The organism is Agrobacterium sp. B1(2019), from assembly GCF_008274755.1.
Lineage (GTDB): Bacteria > Pseudomonadota > Alphaproteobacteria > Rhizobiales > Rhizobiaceae > Agrobacterium > Agrobacterium salinitolerans.
Genome location: NZ_VTPB01000002.1, coordinates 1,102,210 through 1,118,719, shown reverse-complemented (window position 1 = coordinate 1,118,719; position 16,510 = coordinate 1,102,210). Strand labels below are relative to the sequence as shown.

The window sequence follows — 16,510 nt, the reverse complement described above, 5'->3', positions numbered from 1 at the left end:
TCCTGAATCGCGATAACTGTTAATCTTTGCATCGGAATTCATGATGAGTGATAGTAACGCGCGTTTCAAGCAAAACCGATGCTGGAAAGACCTCCCATGACCCGCTTCCTACCTGATCGCTTCACCATGATGCTGGTGGCCACCGTTATTTTGGCTTCCCTTCTGCCGATCAGCGGTGAGCCGGCGGAGTATTTCGGGCTGGCGACAAAACTCGCGATCGCTTTGCTGTTCTTCCTCCACGGCGCGCGGCTTTCCCGGGATGTGGTGATTGCCGGTATCCTGCATTGGCGACTGCATCTGGCGATCCTTCTCGTGACCTTCGGCCTTTTCCCGCTGCTCGGCGTGGCGATCGGTTTCATTCCCGAGAATATTCTGCCTGCGCCGCTTTATATGGGCATGTTGTTCCTCTGCGTGCTGCCATCCACCGTGCAGTCCTCTATTGCCTTCACCTCCATGGCGGGCGGAAACGTGCCGGCTGCGATCTGTTCGGCCTCGGCTTCGAATATTTTCGGCATGTTCCTGACCCCGCTGCTGGTCGGCCTGCTGTTTACGGTGGGCGGCCATGGCGGTGGATTTTCGCTGGATGCGTTCCTGCAAATCTTCCTGCAGCTGCTTCTGCCCTTCATCGTCGGCCAGGTGCTGCAGCCGTGGATCGGCGACTGGATCAGGGCGCGCAAGAAATTGCTGGCTCCGGTCGATCGCGGCTCCATCCTGATGGTCGTTTATCTCGCTTTTTCCGATGCGGTTATCGAAGGGATCTGGCACACATTTTCGCTCAGGGATATTGGCGTGGTCATCGTCATCAATGTCCTGCTGCTGGCGCTTGTTCTGTGCGTGACGATGTTCGGCAGCCGTTTGCTGGGTTTCGACAAGGCCGATGAAATCACCATCACCTTCTGCGGCTCGAAAAAGAGCCTCGCCAGCGGCGTGCCCATGGCGGGCGCCATCTTCGCCGGCCAGAGCATCGGCGCGATCGTCCTGCCAATCATGCTTTTTCATCAGATTCAGCTGATGGTCTGCGCGGTTCTGGCTCAGCGTTACGCGCGCAAGGCCCATGAAAAAGCGGCGATGCCGGAACCGGTTGCCACGGAAGGCGCGGCTGCTTCCAGCCGCTGACGCGAGGATTCTCCGCAAATAAAACGGCCCCATGAAGGGGCCGTTCGTTTTGCATGAAGGAAAGCTTAGTTGACCTGAGCCGGCGAAATCTGGGCTTCTATGGTCTTCGGCGCATCTGCGCTGTCGGACGAGATCGCAATGCGGCGCGGCTTCATGGCTTCCGGAATATTGCGGACGAGATCGATGTGGAGGAGGCCGTTCTTCAGGGAAGCGGTCTGGACCTCGACATGGTCGGCAAGCTGGAAGCGACGCTCGAAAGCGCGCGTGGCGATACCGCGATAAAGAAACTCCCCTTCCGTAGATTTCTCATCCGCGGATTTCTCGGCTTTCACAGTCAGCGCATTGGCGCGGGATTCGATGCTGAGTTCGTTCTCATCGAAACCGGCGACGGCCATGGTGATGCGATAGGTGTTCTCGCCGGTCCGCTCGATATTGTAGGGCGGATAGGACTGGGCCTGTTCGGGCTGGCCGAGGCCGTCAAGCATCGAGAAAAGACGGTCGAAGCCGACGGTGGAACGATAGAGGGGGGAAAAATCAACGTGACGCATGGTGTCCTCCTTAAGAAGCGACTGTTTGCGGTTAAGCCCGGCGTCCCGTTCTGGCGACGGCCGGACATGTGGCGCGGTCCCGTTCTGGCGACCGCATGAATGAGATGGGAATGGCTTGCCGCCGCGTCAAGGGGGCGTGAAAAGGCGAAAGCAACATGAACCATGGCTGAACGTCAGGTTCCGGCATCGTTCAGTTTGAGAGCCATAAAACATTGGTCATCGGAGACATTCTCCGTGGACAGAAGCAATAACGTCCCTTCTTCTTCTGTCTTATTCGCCGGAACCGCGACTGCTTTAACCGACGGTTCCGGCAATTTTTTCTTTGACCTTCCCGCGTCGCCGACCTATCCCGAAGAGGCAGAAAAGCCGGAAAAGACCGATGATCGAAGCCACATTGCGCGCCAGCGAAGATAACCCGGTTCCCGACAACCATACCGTCGGATATTTTACCGGCTATCGCGGCAAACAGCTTCGCTATGCGATCTTTCGCGCCAGCCGCCAGGTGGCCCGCGGAACCGTGGTTCTGCTGCATGGCAGGAACGAATGTATCGAGAAATATTTCGAAACGGTTAGCGATCTCACTGCCATGGGTTTCTGGGTTGCGACCTTCGATACGCGCGGGCAGGGCGGTTCCGAAAGATTGCTTAAAAAACCGGGCGCCGGGCATGTGCGAAGGTTCTCCGATTACCAGCGTGATATCGGCCTTTTTCTCGAACAGGTGGTATTGCCGGATACGCGGCTGCCGTTCTTCATGATCGCGCATTCCACCGGCGCGCTTGCAGCGCTTGCCGCCGCACCCGGCCTGTCGAACCGGATCGACCGTCTGGCGCTTTGTTCGCCCTTCATCGAGCTGGACAGCCAGCAATCCGTCCCCTCATCCGTCATTCGGGTGGTGGCGACGGCTCTAAGTCTCGTGGGTCTTGGACGGGTTCAGCTCGGCAAGGATCAGCGCGAGCGGGATTTCGACGGCAATCCGCTCACCTCGGACCCCAGCCGTTTTGCAAGAAATCTTTCGCTGCACAGGCAATTTCCGGAGCTTTTCATCGGTGCGCCGACGGCGCGCTGGGTCTATGAGGCGCTGAAGACCATGGGGCGGGTGGTCACTCAGGACCATCTGACGAATATCACCATTCCGACCCTCATTCTGGCGCCGATGCTGGATACCATCACGCCCTATAAGGCGCAGGAAGAACTCTCACGCAATTTCCGGGCAGCGCAGCTTCTTCCGATCACCGGTGCGCGCCACGAATTGCTGCATGAGCGCGATGTTTTCCGCAAGCAGGCGCTGGCGGCCATCGACGCCTTTTTCGCGCCGGAGTGATGGCCGCTTAAGCGGGCTGCCTAGAGTTTCGAGAGAATGGCAAGGGCTTCTTCGTGCACGGCCTTGGAGCCGGCCGCCAGAATGCGTCCGCCATTTTCCGGACGCCCGCCATCCCAGGTCGTCATGATGCCGCCGGCCTGCTCGATCACAGGGATCAACGCGCCGACATCATAGGGCTTCAGGCCGGATTCGATCACCAGATCGACGTGGCCGGCCGCAAGCAGGCAATAGGCGTAACAATCCACGCCGTAGCGGAAAAGGCGGACCTGATCCTGTACTTTTTCGTAGAAGGGCTTTTCTTCCGCAGTGAAGATGTGTGGTGTCGTAGTGAACAGCACGGCGTCCGATAGCGACGCACAGTCGCGCGTGCGGATTTTCCGCTCGCCATCCGGCCCGAAATACCACGCCGCTTTGCCATCGGCGAAATAACGCTCCTTCGTGAAAGGCTGGTCCATGATGCCCATGGTGGCGCGGCCGGCGGACTGGAAACCGATCAGCGTGCCCCAGACCGGCACGCCGGAAATGAAGGCGCGTGTGCCGTCAATCGGGTCTATGACCCAGATGTGATCGCGGTCGAGACCGATATTGCCGTGTTCTTCGCCCAGAATGCCATGCTGCGGAAAACGCTGTTCGATAAGCGCGCGAATGGCTGTTTCTGCCGCCTGATCGCCTTCCGTCACCGGATCGTAGCCGCCATCCTGCTTGTTGGTGACGGCAATGCCCGTGCGGAAGCGGGGGAGCGTTTCTGCGCTGGCGGCATCGGCAAGTTTGAAGAAGAAATCCCGGTCGGGCAGCATGCGAAACCTCATTGCCTGGATATTTGGTCTGAATTCTGTGGGGCAATGCATAGACCGGAATCACATCCGCCGTCCACTCATACGAATGGCGGTGCCGGTGTTTCCATATTTTCAGCATAAGCCTAAAAAATATGCATAAAATAAAATGATTGACAATTGTGCAATTACTGCGTAGCGTGATCCTGCAGTCTTTGACTGTAAATACCCTCCTTGGGTGTTTCCTCCCTAGACTTGACCGCGCCAAGGCGCGGTTTTTTTTGTCCGACGGGCTGCCAGACGATACGGGATAAAAGATTGAAATAGCGGATGATTCGCGCTGCTATTCGGCAGCGAGCGACGTTTCTATCGCATATTCGGAAACGAAGGCGCCGAGCTGGCGCATGAAGATTTCAAGCGACGCCTGAATGGCGGGAAAATCAGCTTTTTTCAAAAGCGTTTTTTCATCCACATAAAGCGCCCGGTTGACCTCGATCTGCAGTGCATGGAGAGAGCGGATGGGCCGGCCGTAATGTTCGGTGATGAAGCCGCCAGCATAGGGTTTGTTGCAGACCGCGACGAAACCCAGTTCCTCAAGAAAATGCAGCGCGGCGCGGGAGACTTCCTGGGATGCGCTGGTACCGTAGCGATCGCCGACGATCACATCCGGCCTCAGATTCGAGCCGGCGACGCGAATATTGCCCGGCATGGAATGGCAGTCAATCAGCACCGCCATTCCGAAATTGGCGTGGGTGCGTGAAAGGAGGCGGCGCAGGCAGGCATGATAAGGCTTGTAAATCGTCTCGATCCGCGAAAGCGCCTCGTCGACGGGCAGGCGGTGGGCATAGATGTCCATATTCTCGGCAACGATGCGCGGCACTGTGCCCAGGCCGCCGGCGACCCGCATGGAGCCGATATTGGCGTAAGGCGGAAGCGTGCCTTCGAACATGCGGGGATCGAGTTCGTAGGGCTCGCGATTGACGTCCAGATAGGCGCGCGGGAAATTTGCTTTAAGAAGCGGCGCGCCGATCTCCGGCGCCGCCGCGAACAACTCGTCGACGAAGTGATCTTCGGAGCGGCGGATCTCATGCGAATCGAGCCTTGCCGATTCCAGAAAGGAGATGGGGTAGCAGCGGCCGCTATGGGGGGAATTATAGACGAATGGCAGGGTTTGAACGGCAGGTTCCGTTACTTCGAAGAGTTCATATTCACCCGTTACCCAGTCCATTCAGTGCCATTTACCATGTCGCAAACAATCGGGATGTTCATGTTGCCAGTTACGGTGCGGCAAGTCCATACTATCGCCCAAGCAGCGCTATACCGATTCACGTGTTCACAGGATATTTACCGTGAAAATCCTATAATCGGGCTAGGGTATCCCAAACATTGAGTAGTTACGGTCACTTATGATGAATCAGAAAATTCTTCTCGCTGAAGACGACAACGATATGCGCCGCTTTCTCGTCAAGGCGCTGGAAAAAGCCGGTTACAAGGTTTCTTCCTTCGACAATGGCGCCAGCGCCTACGACCGGCTTCGCGAAGAGCCTTTCTCGCTTCTGCTGACTGATATCGTCATGCCCGAAATGGACGGCATCGAACTTGCGCGCCGCGCGACCGAACTCGATCCGGACCTGAAAGTCATGTTCATCACCGGCTTTGCAGCGGTTGCGCTGAATGCCGATTCGAAGGCTCCGAAGGATGCCAAGGTGCTTTCCAAGCCGTTCCATCTGCGCGATCTGGTCGATGAGGTCAACAAACTCCTTGTGGCGTAAGGGGTCTTAAAAAACCTTCACAAAACCGAAAAAAAGCAGTTGACGCATGAACAGGTTTTGTGGTCTATCCGCCGCCACGGAGGGCGTGTAGCTCAGCGGGAGAGCACTACGTTGACATCGTAGGGGTCACAGGTTCAATCCCTGTCACGCCCACCATCCGAATTTTGATATCATTGAGAAATCCCCTTCTGGGGATTTTTCATTTTTAGCGACTGACACGCTTCTGACACGTGAACTAGCCTTGGAACAGTGTAGGTCAAGCCAAGCGACTCGAAATAAGCGTCGATGGCCATTCGACCTGCGCTCGAGTAATCCGGCGCGAGAAGCTTCGCCTGGCGCACGACTGATAGCTTATGCTCGCGGTCGATCATTTCTTTCCGCCCAGCAATCCCGCCTTGCCGAGCGCACCGGACAAAAAATCGTTCTCCAGTGTCAGTTCGCCGATCTTGGCGTGCAGTGTTTTGACATCGACGGTTGGACCCGCCGGTTCCGCCTTCGCGTCATCGCCGAAAACGCCTGTCGCCCCCTCAAGGAGTTGGTCTTTCCATTGCTTGATCTGGTTGGCGTGCACATCGAACTGTCGGGATAATTCCACCAGCGTCTGCTTGCCTCGGATGGCGGCGAGCGCCACCTTCGCCTTGAAAGCCGGGCTATGGTTCCGGCGCGGTCGGCTCGTCGTGGTATCTCCTGTTCCCGGCATCTAAGCCGAAGTCAGGCAGAAATTCCACTTATCCTAGCTGTGCAGATTTCCCGAGCCAGCTATGCTGCTTCTGCGGGGCCGAGGCGCTGACGTCCGGGCATCTCTGTGGCGCCGCTGCGTGCGGCAATGCGCGCCCACTGCTCGGCACTTCCATAGTTATCCTGTGCGGCCACCACGGACGACGTTGTTGCAATATCAAGATATTTGCTCATTTTTCATCTGCCTCTCCGGGCGGCCGAAACCTGCCTCAGTCTTGCAACGCCCAATCCGCAACCTGCCAACGGAATTGTCCACGGTCGGAAACGATGTGACCTAACCCCGGAAACGGCATGTGCGTGGCGGCAATCACTGCGCCTTCCGATGCGGCGCGAGGGAAAAAGCGATCACGCATTGCCTTGGCAGCTGCCTGGTCCTGCTCGAAGAGAAAGAACACGTCGGTCGCTTCTGGATGTACGACCGGGAAGATCATGTCTGAGACCATGATAAGGCTCTTGCCCCCATCTTCCACCCGAACGCCGATATGGCCGGGCGTGTGGCCCGTCAGGTCGATAATGGTTACGCCGGGTACAATCTCACGCTCTCCATCGATCGCTTGAAGCCTGGGGTAGAGGCGCACGACCTCTTCCGCCATCTGAAAGCTCGTCCGGAGGAATTCGGGTGCGCTGTTGCGCTTGGCGGGGTCGGTCCAATGCCTGACGTCGCGCCGATCGATATAGACCTCTGCATTCGGGTAATTGTTCCTGCCGCCGGCGATCAGGCCGCCCATATGGTCCTGATGCATGTGCGTCACGATGACCGCATCGATCTGATCAAGCTGCAGACCAAGCCTGGCTAGGGCTTGCGGCAGGTTGCCGGTTTGCCCGATGGAGCCCGCTGCGCCGGCATCAATCAGGATGCGACGTTGGCCATCGTCGACAAGATACTGGTTGAACAGAAACCGCACGCCGCTTGGCCTGGCGGTGAACTGGGCGACTGCCTGCCGTTCTACCTCGGCCGGGGCACGCCCGGGAAAAAAGGTGTAGGGCATATCTGCATAGCCGTCCGTTAGCGCCGTCACCGTGAAGCGGCCGATGCGGATCTGCGCCAGCGGCGTTACGCTCGCCAGCGTCGTAACCGGTTCCGGTGTTGCGGCAAGGGCCTGCGCGCCATGGATCAGTCCTCCCCCGAGGAGGCCAAAAGGAAGAGCGCTGGCAAAGGCACGACGCGAAAGATTGGGCATGACGTCTTTCTCCTTGTTCTGGCAACGAGGGAAGGTCCCTCGACATCATGAAAACTAGGACATCCAAAAACGATACGGTATCCTGCGATTCCGGGAGATTCCCTCTCACTTTATGGAAGGATAGAATGGATCGGTTCGAAGCGATGTCAGTCTTGCTCGCGGTGGTCGACGCCGGCAGCCTCTCGGCAGGGGCACGGCGTTTGCACGCGCCGCTCGCCACGGTCAGCCGCAAGGTCGCCGACCTCGAAAAGCACCTTGGCGTCCGTCTGGTGCTGCGTACCCGCCGCGGCCTGTCCTTGACGGATGAAGGGCGAAACTACGTCGCCGCGTCACGGCGTATCCTGGACGAACTGGAAGCGGCAGAGCGACAGGCAAGCGGCGACTACGGCGCGCTGCGCGGAGGGCTGCATGTGACGGCCCCAATTGCCTTCGGCGAGCGTCACGTTTTGCCAATTGTGCTGGAATTCCTCAAGGAGCAACCCGAAATCGATATGCGGCTGACGCTGACGGACCGCCAGATAAGTCTGGCAGATGAACATGTTGACGTCGCCCTTCGCATCGGACATCTGGCCGACAGCGCGCTGATCGCAACACGTGTTGGTGCAGTCCGCCGGGTCGTATGTGCCAGCCCTGACTATTTCGTCCGGCGGGGCGTTCCGCATGAACCCGACGACCTCGCCCGGCACGACGGTATCAGCTTTCAGGGCTTCGCGACCGCGCCGGAAGTGCGTTACCGCCGCGACGGGGCCGCTTTCAATGTCGAACCCCGCCCAAGGTTTGCAGTCAACACGACAGAGGCCGCAATTCAGGCGGCCGTATCGGGTATCGGCATCATCCGCGTACTCTCCTACCAGATTGCAGGCCAGTTACGTTCTGGCGCCCTGCAGGAAGTACTTGTTGAGTTTGCGCCGGAACCGCTGCCCGTGAATGTCGTCTACGGACCAGCCGATCCATTGCCAACGAAAATTCGATGCTTCCTGGATTGGATTACGCCCCGCTTGCGCGATCAGCTGGCCCATTAAATTCCGATCAGGACCCACCACCGATTAACTCAATTTCATAAAACCAACCGTGCATGGGGCTGTCTGCCTCATTTCGTGGGAGGCGTCCTTGCAGTCAGTTTATTTCCGTCGGGGTCGCGAAGATATGCAACGAACGCCCCGTTCGGACGTGCCGTGGGTGGGCTCTCGATTGCCGTTCCGCCGTGTGCGACTCCGGCGGAATGCCACGCCAGGACGTGGTCGGGGGTCGTCGCCGCGATACCGATTGTTCCACCGTTGGCAACGGTCGCCGGTTTGCCGTCAATGGGTGTCGTGATCATCAGCCGCCCTCCTTCATGGGCGTAGATCAGTCGGCCTCTGGCGTCCATCTCGCCGGGCTTGCCGCCCAGAGCGACGAAGGTGGCATCGTAGAAATCTCTCGCGCGCTCCAGATCGTTGCTGCCGATCATGACGTGGGTGAACATGTTTTATCTCCTCTGGACTGCCCGTCCGTTTTCGTGACTTTTAGCGGTCGAAGTTTCTTAGATACTTTGATGGCGAGGTTCCGAGAGCCTTCTTGAACATGGTAATGAACGCTGACACCGATTCATATCCGAGGTCGCTCGAAACCTGCTGTACTGTCGCCCCCGCTGAAAGGCTTCGGATTGCGACGATCAATTGCAACTGTTGGCGCCAGCGGCCAAACGTAAGGCCGGTCTCCTGCTGAACGAGACGTGCGAGCGAATTCTCGCTCATCGCCACTCGCGTTGCCCACTGCGCCATCGTACTGCGATCGGACGGGTTATTCGCCAGTTCCGACGCAATCTGCAAAAGCCGCGATTCATCCGTCAGCGGCAGATGAAGATACTCTACAGGCATGCGCGACAAGGCCGACAGAAGCAGCGTCGTCACAAGTTCCGAGTGAGCCGTCGCAACCGCGGACTGATCGGCCATCTCGATGATGAGTTCCCTGACGAGTGGCGAGAGGGAAAGCGTGCAACATCGGTTTGGTAAATCGGCAGCCCCCGGTTCAACGAACAGAAAGAACAAGCGCGCGTTGGCAGTGGCGACATTGCTGTGAGGCATGCCCCCTGGAACCCAGACGCCGCAGTGCGGCGGGACCATCCACATGCCGCTCGGAACCCTGCATGTCACACCACCGCGCAGGGGCATGACGAGCTGGCCCTTGCGGTGTTGATGTTCGGGCGCCTCGCGTTCGTTTTGCGACACGTCGATCCTGACTGCGCGCGCGGGCGCAGGCGAGCTTTCGAGATCATAGTCGGCGAAGACGCTGGAGAGAGATATTGGCGATTGGTGGAATTTAGTGATCATCTGATGGTATATCTAAATTCTTCCGCGTGCTTTGTCGATAGGTTCACACCCGGCAAACAGGCTGGAGAACGATCATGGCACTTCAAAAATTCGACGACCGTTGGTGGTCTGACATTGTCAGGACTGAAATTCGTCTGTCCCTCAAAGAGCCTCGCAGTCTTTGCATTTTGCCTCCACCCCGAACGCGGACAAAGTCGCCGCGCGCTGGTCTCTTTAAAAGAACCACGACCGGTCTCGTTTCGAAAGCCCGCGCGCTTCTCGGCCGTCAACCGGGGGTCGTATCTACTGATTCGTGTACGGATCAGGCCGACGCTTACCTGCACGCCTGCCTCGCCGCACCGTTCTTTTGTTATGTCTCGCCAGCGATCTGTGGCCTGCCGAACAGCATCACCTGTGATGAACAAGGCGCGGAGCAGAACATCTCCAGGCCGGGAGATGACATTTGAGTGTCCGACCAGTCGTTACCAGGGGGAACGTGATCTTTTCGCTGAAGACGTTCGGCGCAGCCATGCTGGCCTATCTCGTAGCCCTCAGTTTTGATCTGAACCGGCCGTACTGGGCAGTTGCAACCGTTTATATTGTCGCCCACCCGCTCTCCGGCGCGATCTCGTCAAAGTCGGTCTATCGGCTTTTCGGAACACTGATTGGGGGTGGCGCGACAATTCTCATGGTCCCGAACCTTGTGAACGAGCCGATATTGCTCTCTGGCGCGATCGTCGTATGGGTTTCTGCATGTACCTTCTTCAGTCTGCTTGATCGCACGCCTCGCAGTTATGTTTCGCTGCTGGCGGGCTACACCGTGCTTCTTGCGGGATTGCCGCTGGTCAACACTCCGGCAAACGCTTTCGATATTGTCGTTTCCCGCACAGAGGAGATCGGGCTCGCGATCATATGCGCCTCGATCGTCAGCCACATTGTTTTTCCGGTTCACGTAGGAACAACTCTTCTCAACCGGATCGACGGCTGGATGGCGAGGGCGCAGAAGCTTCTCGAAGCGATAACTGCCGGCGAGTTGGAAGGAAGCCAAAGCAGGATGGAGCGCAGCGCACTGACCGCGGAGGCGGCCGATCTGCGTTCGTTTGCGGTTCATCTTCAGTATGACGGATCCAGATACCGAACCAGAGTGGCACTGGTGAAGTCGCTGCATCATCGGATGGTATCCTTCCTCCCGTTGCTGAGCGAGCTGGAGGATTTGCGACGATCACTGGGCAGGCTAGACCCCTGCGGCCACGAAAAGGCATTGGCAATGATCAGGGAGGCGGGTTCCGATCCGAGAAGCTCCTCCCTGACGATCGCGAGCGATGCAATCGCCTCTTTCGCCGCGCCTCCGACGTGGGAAAAACTTCTTCTCGCCAATTATGCCCGCGAGCTGCGGACCGTTTCTCGACTCTCTGAGGAGTGCCTCACTCTTCGAAAATCCGTTGAAGATGAAAGCGGGGCGCGAGCGGCCCGCGCTCCAGAGAGAACGCCCGCACCGCATCGTGATATCGGAATGGCGTTGCTGTCATCGCTGACAGTCGCGATCTGCGTTGCGACGTCACTCTTCTTCTGGATCGCAACCGGCTGGTCCGACGGAATGACCCTCGCCCAGATATCGGGCGTCCTTTGCTGCCTCCTCGCCACGATGGACGACCCGGTCCCTGCCATGCGCAAATTTGCCAATGTGACGATCGGCGCCGCCATTGCCGCATTCATCTACGGCTTTGCGATCCTTCCGCTCATCGACGGTTTTGCGCCACTTGTCGCGGCTCTTGGATTGTTTTTGATACCGGCGGGCATTTGTCTCGCAGTGCCCTCGCTTGCGCTGGTTGGTATGGGACTCTGCATCAATTTCCCTCTTCTTCTCACGCTCCGGGCATATCCAGGGTCCGACTTTGCCACATTCACGAATGCGGCGGCCGCAACCATACTGGCAATGGTCTGGACGATAGCGGTCTGCGGCATCTTTCGATCCGTGCAAACGGAAACAAATGCCAGACGGCTCTTTTCAGTTACCCGGAGACATGTCGCAAACATCGCCTTTGGCGAACACACCGATGGCCTTGTCACGCGACATCGCATGATTGACGTTGCCGGCCTGTTCGCCTCACGAGTGGCAAGACTCCCGCCGACCTCGGAGGTCTGTGATCGCGACCTTTTAAGGAATATCCGGGTGGGGCTGCATCTGGTCGCTATGCAGGAGCTCATTGCAAAAGTTTCCGATGGTCTCCGCCTCACCGTGGAACCGGTCTTCCGCGCAGTCGCGCGCTTATATGACGGCCTTCCGGCTGAACGAGGGGCTTCGCTGGAAAACGCCTTGCGGGCGCTCGATGATCTGATCCTTTCGACTACGGTCACCACCGACATGGATATCGAGCTTCTGCTGCAAGCCGTCGCTCTTCGCCTTTGCATAGCTCCGGACGCTGACAGGCCTGTTCCCGGAATTCCGTTTTCAGAAAGGAACGCCGCTTGATGGGAGAACTCGATCTTTATGGCGTCTTTTTGCCGTCTTCCACAGCGCTCGCCCTGTTTGCTTATGTCGGGTTACGCGTTCTCGCTTCCCTTCTCGGCAAGATCGGTTTTTACCAGGCGGTTTGGCACCGCTCTCTGTTCAACTTTGCCCTGTATATTACTCTTTTCGGCGGATTTTCTGCCGCTATCGACTGGTTTTGATGATGATGAAAAATCTGACGTTCACCGCGGGTCAAGTCCTTCTGACCCTGTCCATGACGGGTTGCGCTGTGGTGTTGGGCTGGCACCTGTGGTCTTTCTATATGGAAGCGCCATGGACGCGTGACGCCCGTCTCCGGGCGGATATCGTTCGGCTTGCACCAGATGTTTCCGGGCCTGTCTCCGAGGTTCTGGTGTCGGACGATGCACATGTTGAGAAAGGAACGCCATTGTTTCGCATCGAAACGGATCGCTTCGAACTTGCGCTGCGCGAGGCAGAAGCGCAGGTAACAGGGACGAGGGCGGCGGCGGAGCTGGCGAAAACCGATTTCGAACGATATCAACTGCTTGCCTCAAAGGAAGCAGCCAGCCTCAAGGAGCGGCAGCAAGCAGAAAGCCGGATGTATCAGGCAGAGGCCGCCTATCGATCGGCGCTTATCGCGCGGGATCTGGCAAAGCTGAACCTTGAGCGGACGACCGTGAGGGCGCCGGCGTCCGGAGCGATTACGAACTTTTCCCTGCGAAGGGGGAGCTATGTCCTGGCTGGAACTGCCGTGGGCGCGCTGGTGGAAAAAGAATCTATCTACCTTGCGGGGTATTTTGAAGAGACAAAGCTCCCGAGAATCCACATCGGTGATCCGGTAACGATCAATATCATGGGTGAAGCTCAATCGGTCACCGGACATGTCGCCGGAATTGCTGCGGGGATAGAGGATCGGGAACGAAGCGATACTGCGGGCTCGCTCGCAAGCGTGGCACCGACATTCTCATGGGTCCGACTGGCGCAGAGAATTCCGGTGCGGATCGAGATCGACGACGCCCCGACAACGCTCCGGCTGGTCGCGGGGAGAACCGCGACTGTCTCAATAGGAAAGACAAAGAACTAGGCGTGCCTCGTTGCTCTTTCCGCTACGGGATCGCAGCACTATAGCTCGCCAGCGCCGGATGTTCTGCGGGGATATTGGAGCTCTGGACCTTCTACCAAGTAGAGATGGAACCGCCAATCGTAGAGATCGCCCCATTCTGAGCGACAAATTCACAGTCGTTTGCCCCGATCTGCGAGGTTGTGGAAAGTCTGGCAAACAGTCTGACCCCTGGTTATGAAGCGTCTTCCAAGCGGGCCAGGGCTCGTGACTGTGTCTGCTCATGGAGCATCCCGGTTTCGACCGGTTCTTCCTGGCAGGTGCCATACCCTTCCGTCGGCCACGTCGCGGCCGACGGCGGCGCCTTCCGCTGGGTGGCGGTGTTCTGGGACTAATGATCGTCGGTTGATCCGAATACAGAAAAAACGGCCCCATGGGATGGTGCATCCGCCAATTCGGGTCTGCTCGACACGATGCGCACCGATAAAGCAACAAATTACCTCTTGACTTAGAGCGCACTCTAACTCGTAGCTTTCCACGCGTCGTGACGAAAGAAGGGGTCTTATGAAGATTGGCGAACTGGTGAAGCGTTCAGGACTGTCTGCCCACACTATCCGTTACTATGAGCGGATCGGGTTGCTTCCGCATGCCGACAGGGACCAATCGGGCCAACGTGACTACGACGCATCAATCCTAATCTGGATAGAATTTCTCGACCGTCTCAAGACAACCGGGATGCCTATCAGGGAAATGCTGCGCTACGCAGCCTTGCGGGAGCGCGGCGCTGGCACGGAAGCGGACCGTAGCGCTTTGCTCGTACAGCACCGTGAACGTGTCCGTATGCATGTGGCCGAACTGCAAGCCTGTCTTCTCGTTCTCGACACCAAGATTGCTGGATATGCCAGCTTAGAACAGAGGATGAAAGAGTATGACGCATCAATTCCCGAACGCCAACGAAAGCCGGTTGGAACGAGGCAAGCGGGCACTCGCTGAAATCGACGGCGAAGCTGGCCACAATGTCATTGCCGCTCTGGCCGACATTGCCCCCGACTTCGCAAACTACGTGTTCGAGTTCTCGTTCGGCGACATTTACAGCCGCCCCGGCCTCGATCTGCGCTCCCGCGAGATCGCGACTATCGCAGCGCTGACGGCGATGGGAACCGCGACCCCGCAATTGAAGGTCCATATAGAAGCCGGCCTGAATGTCGGGCTGACCAAGGACGAAATCATCGAAACCATCATTCAGATGGCTGTCTATGCGGGCTTTCCGGCGACGATCAACGGGCTGTTCGCTGCCAAGGAAATATTCGCCGCCCGGTTCCCCGTTCAGCAAGAGTAAATACCCTGATGAACACTCTGCGCCGTCGACAGCCGTGCCTGATGCGGCTTCACCGCTGACTGCCGCGTGGGGCGGTGGGACAGCTCACGGATTCCGATTTTAGATTGGGCAGGCTATTCTCGCAAAAAACCCGTTGCTTTCTCAAAGGCGATCATCGGGTTTTCCGATTTACGCAATCGTATCTTCCTGTTTTTCCCAAGGGGCTTTGCCGAGTACACCTCCTGTCATTGGAGTGCAGCACTCCTGCGCACTCGAACAAAATGAAGGAGATAACTAGTGTCAGAAAGAAAAGCTTGCGAGCATGTTCTCGTTGTTGGCGGTAGCTCCGGCATGGGACTTGCGCTGGCCGAAAGATTGCTTACCACGGGGGCTGCAGTCACGATCGTCGGGCGATCATCGGAACGGCTGGCCCAGGCCCGCGAAAAGCTCGGCAATGTACCGCGTCTGCAAACGATCGCCGCCGACGCAACGCGCGAAGACGATGTAGAGCGCCTGTTCGGATCGGTCGGCGCAGTGCATCACATCGTCTCGACTGCCGCCGACGTGGGCGGCGTCTACGTGCCGGTGTCGGAGATGAATATATCGACGGCACGGAGCGTCATCGATTCAAAGGTGATCGCGCCGCTTCTGCTGGCCAAGCACGGCGCCACGCACCTAGAAGTTTCCGGATCGATTACCTTCACCTCCGGGATCGCCGCATATCGGCCCGCGCCTAAAGGATCGGTCGTTGCCGCAATCAACGGGGCGATTGAGTCTCTTGTCTACGCTCTTGCTGTCGAACTAGCGCCAGTACGTGTGAATGCCGTTTCGCCAGGTTGGGTCGATACGCCGATCTGGGACTCGGTCGCTGGCGAAGGAAAAGTCGCGGCACTGGACGCGATGGCTAAGCGCCTGCCGGTTGGTCGGATCGGAGAGGCGGACGACATCGCACAAGCCATTGAATCAGTCATGCGCAATGGTTTCATCTCTGGAACGGTGATTCACGTTGATGGCGGTCAGCGCTTGGTCTGACCACGGAAGTGTTCTCGGGCGATAGCGAGGAACGCTTCTGTCGCCGGGGTTTGTACACGCTGGCACCGCCACACCATTGTTAGGGGCGTCGTGCCCGCCCACGGAACAGCAACGATACGAGAGGGCTGCGCAGAGAGGGCGGACCGAGGAAAGAGCGCACAGCCGAGGCCTGCTTCAACCAGGCCTCGTATCAAACCGATGCTTGCAAATTCCCCGGCGCGCTTCGGGAACCCGGGCAACGTTGCCGCGAAAGCTTCATCGAATATTCTCCTATAGATGCAACCGGGCGGTGTCACTAGAAAGACCTCATCGACGAGGTCCTCTGGCTTGATCGCCTCATACCCGGCCAATCGATGGTTTGGCGGCGCAATAATCAAAAGATCCTCGCTGGCCACGGCCTCGCTCCAAACACCTGTCGCTGCCGTTGCGTCCCCCAAGAAGAAGCTCACATTGAGATCGCCATTCACTATTCCGTGGCGCAGCCCCCCACTGTCTGCTGTTTTCAGGCTTATCTCCACGGCAGGGTATCGGCTGCTGAACTCTGCGACCAATTCTGGCAGTCGGGTTGAGCAAAGCGTTTCAAGGCCGCCGATAACGAGTTTCCCGGACACGGTGGCAGATGCACTCGCAACTGCAGAATATGCTTCGTCAGCAAGGTTGAGCAGTTCGGTTGCATAGCCGAGCAGGCGTTCCCCCGCCGGTGTAAGCGTCAGCCTCCTGCGCGACCGGTCAAACAGCTTCACGCCGAGATCTGCCTCTAGAGCCTGAATCTGCTCCGTCACACTTGATTGGGAAAGATGAACGTGTTCAGCCGCGTGTGTGAAGTTGAGAGTATTAGCGACTGCAGTGAATGTTTTGAGATGGCGAAATTGCATCCTTTACCTCAA

The 16,510-nt window shown here is 57.9% G+C and carries 20 protein-coding genes, 1 tRNA gene and 1 pseudogene; 13 read left to right on the top strand and 9 right to left on the bottom strand.

Going from position 1 to position 16,510, the window contains the following annotated elements:
- Positions 1-96 precede the first annotated feature (96 nt).
- A complete protein-coding gene (locus tag AGR1_RS20005; protein ID WP_149147953.1) occupies positions 97-1,116 on the top strand; it encodes a bile acid:sodium symporter family protein in 1,020 nt (339 codons plus the stop codon).
- A gap of 65 nt (positions 1,117-1,181) precedes the next feature.
- On the opposite strand, the gene hspL is transcribed toward AGR1_RS20005, so the two are convergent.
- Positions 1,182-1,664: a heat shock protein HspL gene (hspL, locus tag AGR1_RS20000; protein ID WP_003519731.1), complete on the bottom strand. Its 483-nt coding sequence runs from the start codon at positions 1,662-1,664 to the stop codon at positions 1,182-1,184.
- Between the two features lie 162 nt (positions 1,665-1,826).
- Here hspL and AGR1_RS19995 point away from each other — a divergent pair, with 162 nt between their 5' ends.
- Both AGR1_RS19995 and AGR1_RS19990 read left to right on the top strand, forming a co-directional pair.
- The gene (locus tag AGR1_RS19995; RefSeq protein WP_149147952.1) at positions 1,827-2,078 is read left to right on the top strand and encodes a hypothetical protein; all 252 of its coding nucleotides are present in this window, start codon (positions 1,827-1,829) and stop codon (positions 2,076-2,078) included.
- Positions 2,044-2,985, top strand: coding sequence for an alpha/beta hydrolase (locus AGR1_RS19990; RefSeq protein ID WP_149147951.1), 942 nt, complete (start codon positions 2,044-2,046; stop codon positions 2,983-2,985). Before AGR1_RS19995 ends, AGR1_RS19990 begins: the two co-directional genes overlap by 35 nt.
- A gap of 20 nt (positions 2,986-3,005) precedes the next feature.
- Here AGR1_RS19990 and hisN read toward each other — a convergent pair whose 3' ends face one another.
- Together hisN and AGR1_RS19980 are read right to left on the bottom strand one after the other, a co-directional pair.
- Positions 3,006-3,782: a histidinol-phosphatase gene (gene hisN, locus AGR1_RS19985; RefSeq protein ID WP_080794662.1), complete on the bottom strand. Its 777-nt coding sequence runs from the start codon at positions 3,780-3,782 to the stop codon at positions 3,006-3,008.
- A gap of 319 nt (positions 3,783-4,101) precedes the next feature.
- Positions 4,102-4,986: an N-formylglutamate amidohydrolase gene (locus AGR1_RS19980; RefSeq protein WP_080794664.1), complete on the bottom strand. Its 885-nt coding sequence runs from the start codon at positions 4,984-4,986 to the stop codon at positions 4,102-4,104.
- A 181-nt stretch (positions 4,987-5,167) separates the two neighbouring features.
- On the opposite strand from AGR1_RS19980, the gene AGR1_RS19975 reads away from it, so the two are divergent.
- A complete protein-coding gene (locus AGR1_RS19975; protein ID WP_003497910.1) occupies positions 5,168-5,530 on the top strand; it encodes a response regulator in 363 nt (120 codons plus the stop codon).
- 81 nt (positions 5,531-5,611) lie between these two features.
- A tRNA-Val gene (locus AGR1_RS19970) sits at positions 5,612-5,686 on the top strand.
- A 164-nt stretch (positions 5,687-5,850) separates the two neighbouring features.
- On the opposite strand, the pseudogene AGR1_RS19965 reads toward AGR1_RS19970, so the two are convergent.
- From AGR1_RS19965 to AGR1_RS19955, 3 genes and pseudogenes are all read right to left on the bottom strand, one after another.
- Positions 5,851-6,230: pseudogene (locus AGR1_RS19965) on the bottom strand (transposase); the annotation flags it as partial.
- 59 nt (positions 6,231-6,289) lie between these two features.
- Positions 6,290-6,442, bottom strand: a complete 153-nt coding sequence (locus AGR1_RS19960) for a hypothetical protein (RefSeq protein ID WP_246669678.1) — start codon at positions 6,440-6,442, stop codon at positions 6,290-6,292.
- 35 nt (positions 6,443-6,477) lie between these two features.
- The gene (locus tag AGR1_RS19955; RefSeq protein WP_149147950.1) at positions 6,478-7,449 is read right to left on the bottom strand and encodes an MBL fold metallo-hydrolase; all 972 of its coding nucleotides are present in this window, start codon (positions 7,447-7,449) and stop codon (positions 6,478-6,480) included.
- Between the two features lie 125 nt (positions 7,450-7,574).
- Between AGR1_RS19955 and AGR1_RS19950 the strand changes: the two genes are divergently transcribed.
- Positions 7,575-8,471 (top strand): LysR family transcriptional regulator, encoded by an 897-nt coding sequence (locus tag AGR1_RS19950; RefSeq protein ID WP_162927574.1) that lies wholly within the window; start codon positions 7,575-7,577, stop codon positions 8,469-8,471.
- Positions 8,472-8,539: 68 nt separating this feature from the next.
- On the opposite strand, the gene AGR1_RS19945 is transcribed toward AGR1_RS19950, so the two are convergent.
- Both AGR1_RS19945 and AGR1_RS19940 read right to left on the bottom strand, forming a co-directional pair.
- Positions 8,540-8,914: a VOC family protein gene (locus tag AGR1_RS19945; protein ID WP_149147949.1), complete on the bottom strand. Its 375-nt coding sequence runs from the start codon at positions 8,912-8,914 to the stop codon at positions 8,540-8,542.
- A gap of 40 nt (positions 8,915-8,954) precedes the next feature.
- Positions 8,955-9,761, bottom strand: a complete 807-nt coding sequence (locus AGR1_RS19940) for a helix-turn-helix transcriptional regulator (protein ID WP_187772237.1) — start codon at positions 9,759-9,761, stop codon at positions 8,955-8,957.
- A 74-nt stretch (positions 9,762-9,835) separates the two neighbouring features.
- Between AGR1_RS19940 and AGR1_RS19935 the strand changes: the two genes are divergently transcribed.
- The 7 genes from AGR1_RS19935 to AGR1_RS19900 all read left to right on the top strand — a co-directional run bounded on the left by AGR1_RS19935 (position 9,836) and on the right by AGR1_RS19900 (position 15,623).
- Entirely contained in the window at positions 9,836-10,207 is a 372-nt protein-coding gene (locus AGR1_RS19935) for a hypothetical protein (RefSeq protein ID WP_080794670.1), read from the top strand.
- Positions 10,204-12,213 carry an FUSC family protein gene (locus AGR1_RS19930; protein WP_187772236.1) on the top strand — a complete coding sequence of 670 codons (2,010 nt, stop codon included), beginning with the start codon at positions 10,204-10,206 and terminating at the stop codon, positions 12,211-12,213. Before AGR1_RS19935 ends, AGR1_RS19930 begins: the two co-directional genes overlap by 4 nt.
- A complete protein-coding gene (locus AGR1_RS19925; protein WP_080794674.1) occupies positions 12,210-12,413 on the top strand; it encodes a DUF1656 domain-containing protein in 204 nt (67 codons plus the stop codon). The genes AGR1_RS19930 and AGR1_RS19925 overlap by 4 nt, the downstream gene beginning before the upstream one ends.
- Positions 12,414-12,418: 5 nt before the next feature.
- Positions 12,419-13,297, top strand: a complete 879-nt coding sequence (locus AGR1_RS19920; protein ID WP_149148030.1) for an HlyD family secretion protein — start codon at positions 12,419-12,421, stop codon at positions 13,295-13,297.
- Between the two features lie 540 nt (positions 13,298-13,837).
- Positions 13,838-14,266: a MerR family transcriptional regulator gene (locus tag AGR1_RS19910; RefSeq protein ID WP_149147948.1), complete on the top strand. Its 429-nt coding sequence runs from the start codon at positions 13,838-13,840 to the stop codon at positions 14,264-14,266.
- Positions 14,202-14,612: a carboxymuconolactone decarboxylase family protein gene (locus AGR1_RS19905; protein WP_080794679.1), complete on the top strand. Its 411-nt coding sequence runs from the start codon at positions 14,202-14,204 to the stop codon at positions 14,610-14,612. The genes AGR1_RS19910 and AGR1_RS19905 overlap by 65 nt, the downstream gene beginning before the upstream one ends.
- Before the next feature lie 276 nt (positions 14,613-14,888).
- Positions 14,889-15,623 carry an SDR family oxidoreductase gene (locus tag AGR1_RS19900; RefSeq protein ID WP_080794680.1) on the top strand — a complete coding sequence of 245 codons (735 nt, stop codon included), beginning with the start codon at positions 14,889-14,891 and terminating at the stop codon, positions 15,621-15,623.
- Here the strand turns inward: AGR1_RS19900 and AGR1_RS19895 are convergent.
- The gene (locus AGR1_RS19895; RefSeq protein WP_149147947.1) at positions 15,608-16,498 is read right to left on the bottom strand and encodes a LysR family transcriptional regulator; all 891 of its coding nucleotides are present in this window, start codon (positions 16,496-16,498) and stop codon (positions 15,608-15,610) included. The two genes, AGR1_RS19900 and AGR1_RS19895, sit on opposite strands and share 16 nt — an antisense overlap.
- Positions 16,499-16,510 lie beyond the last annotated feature (12 nt).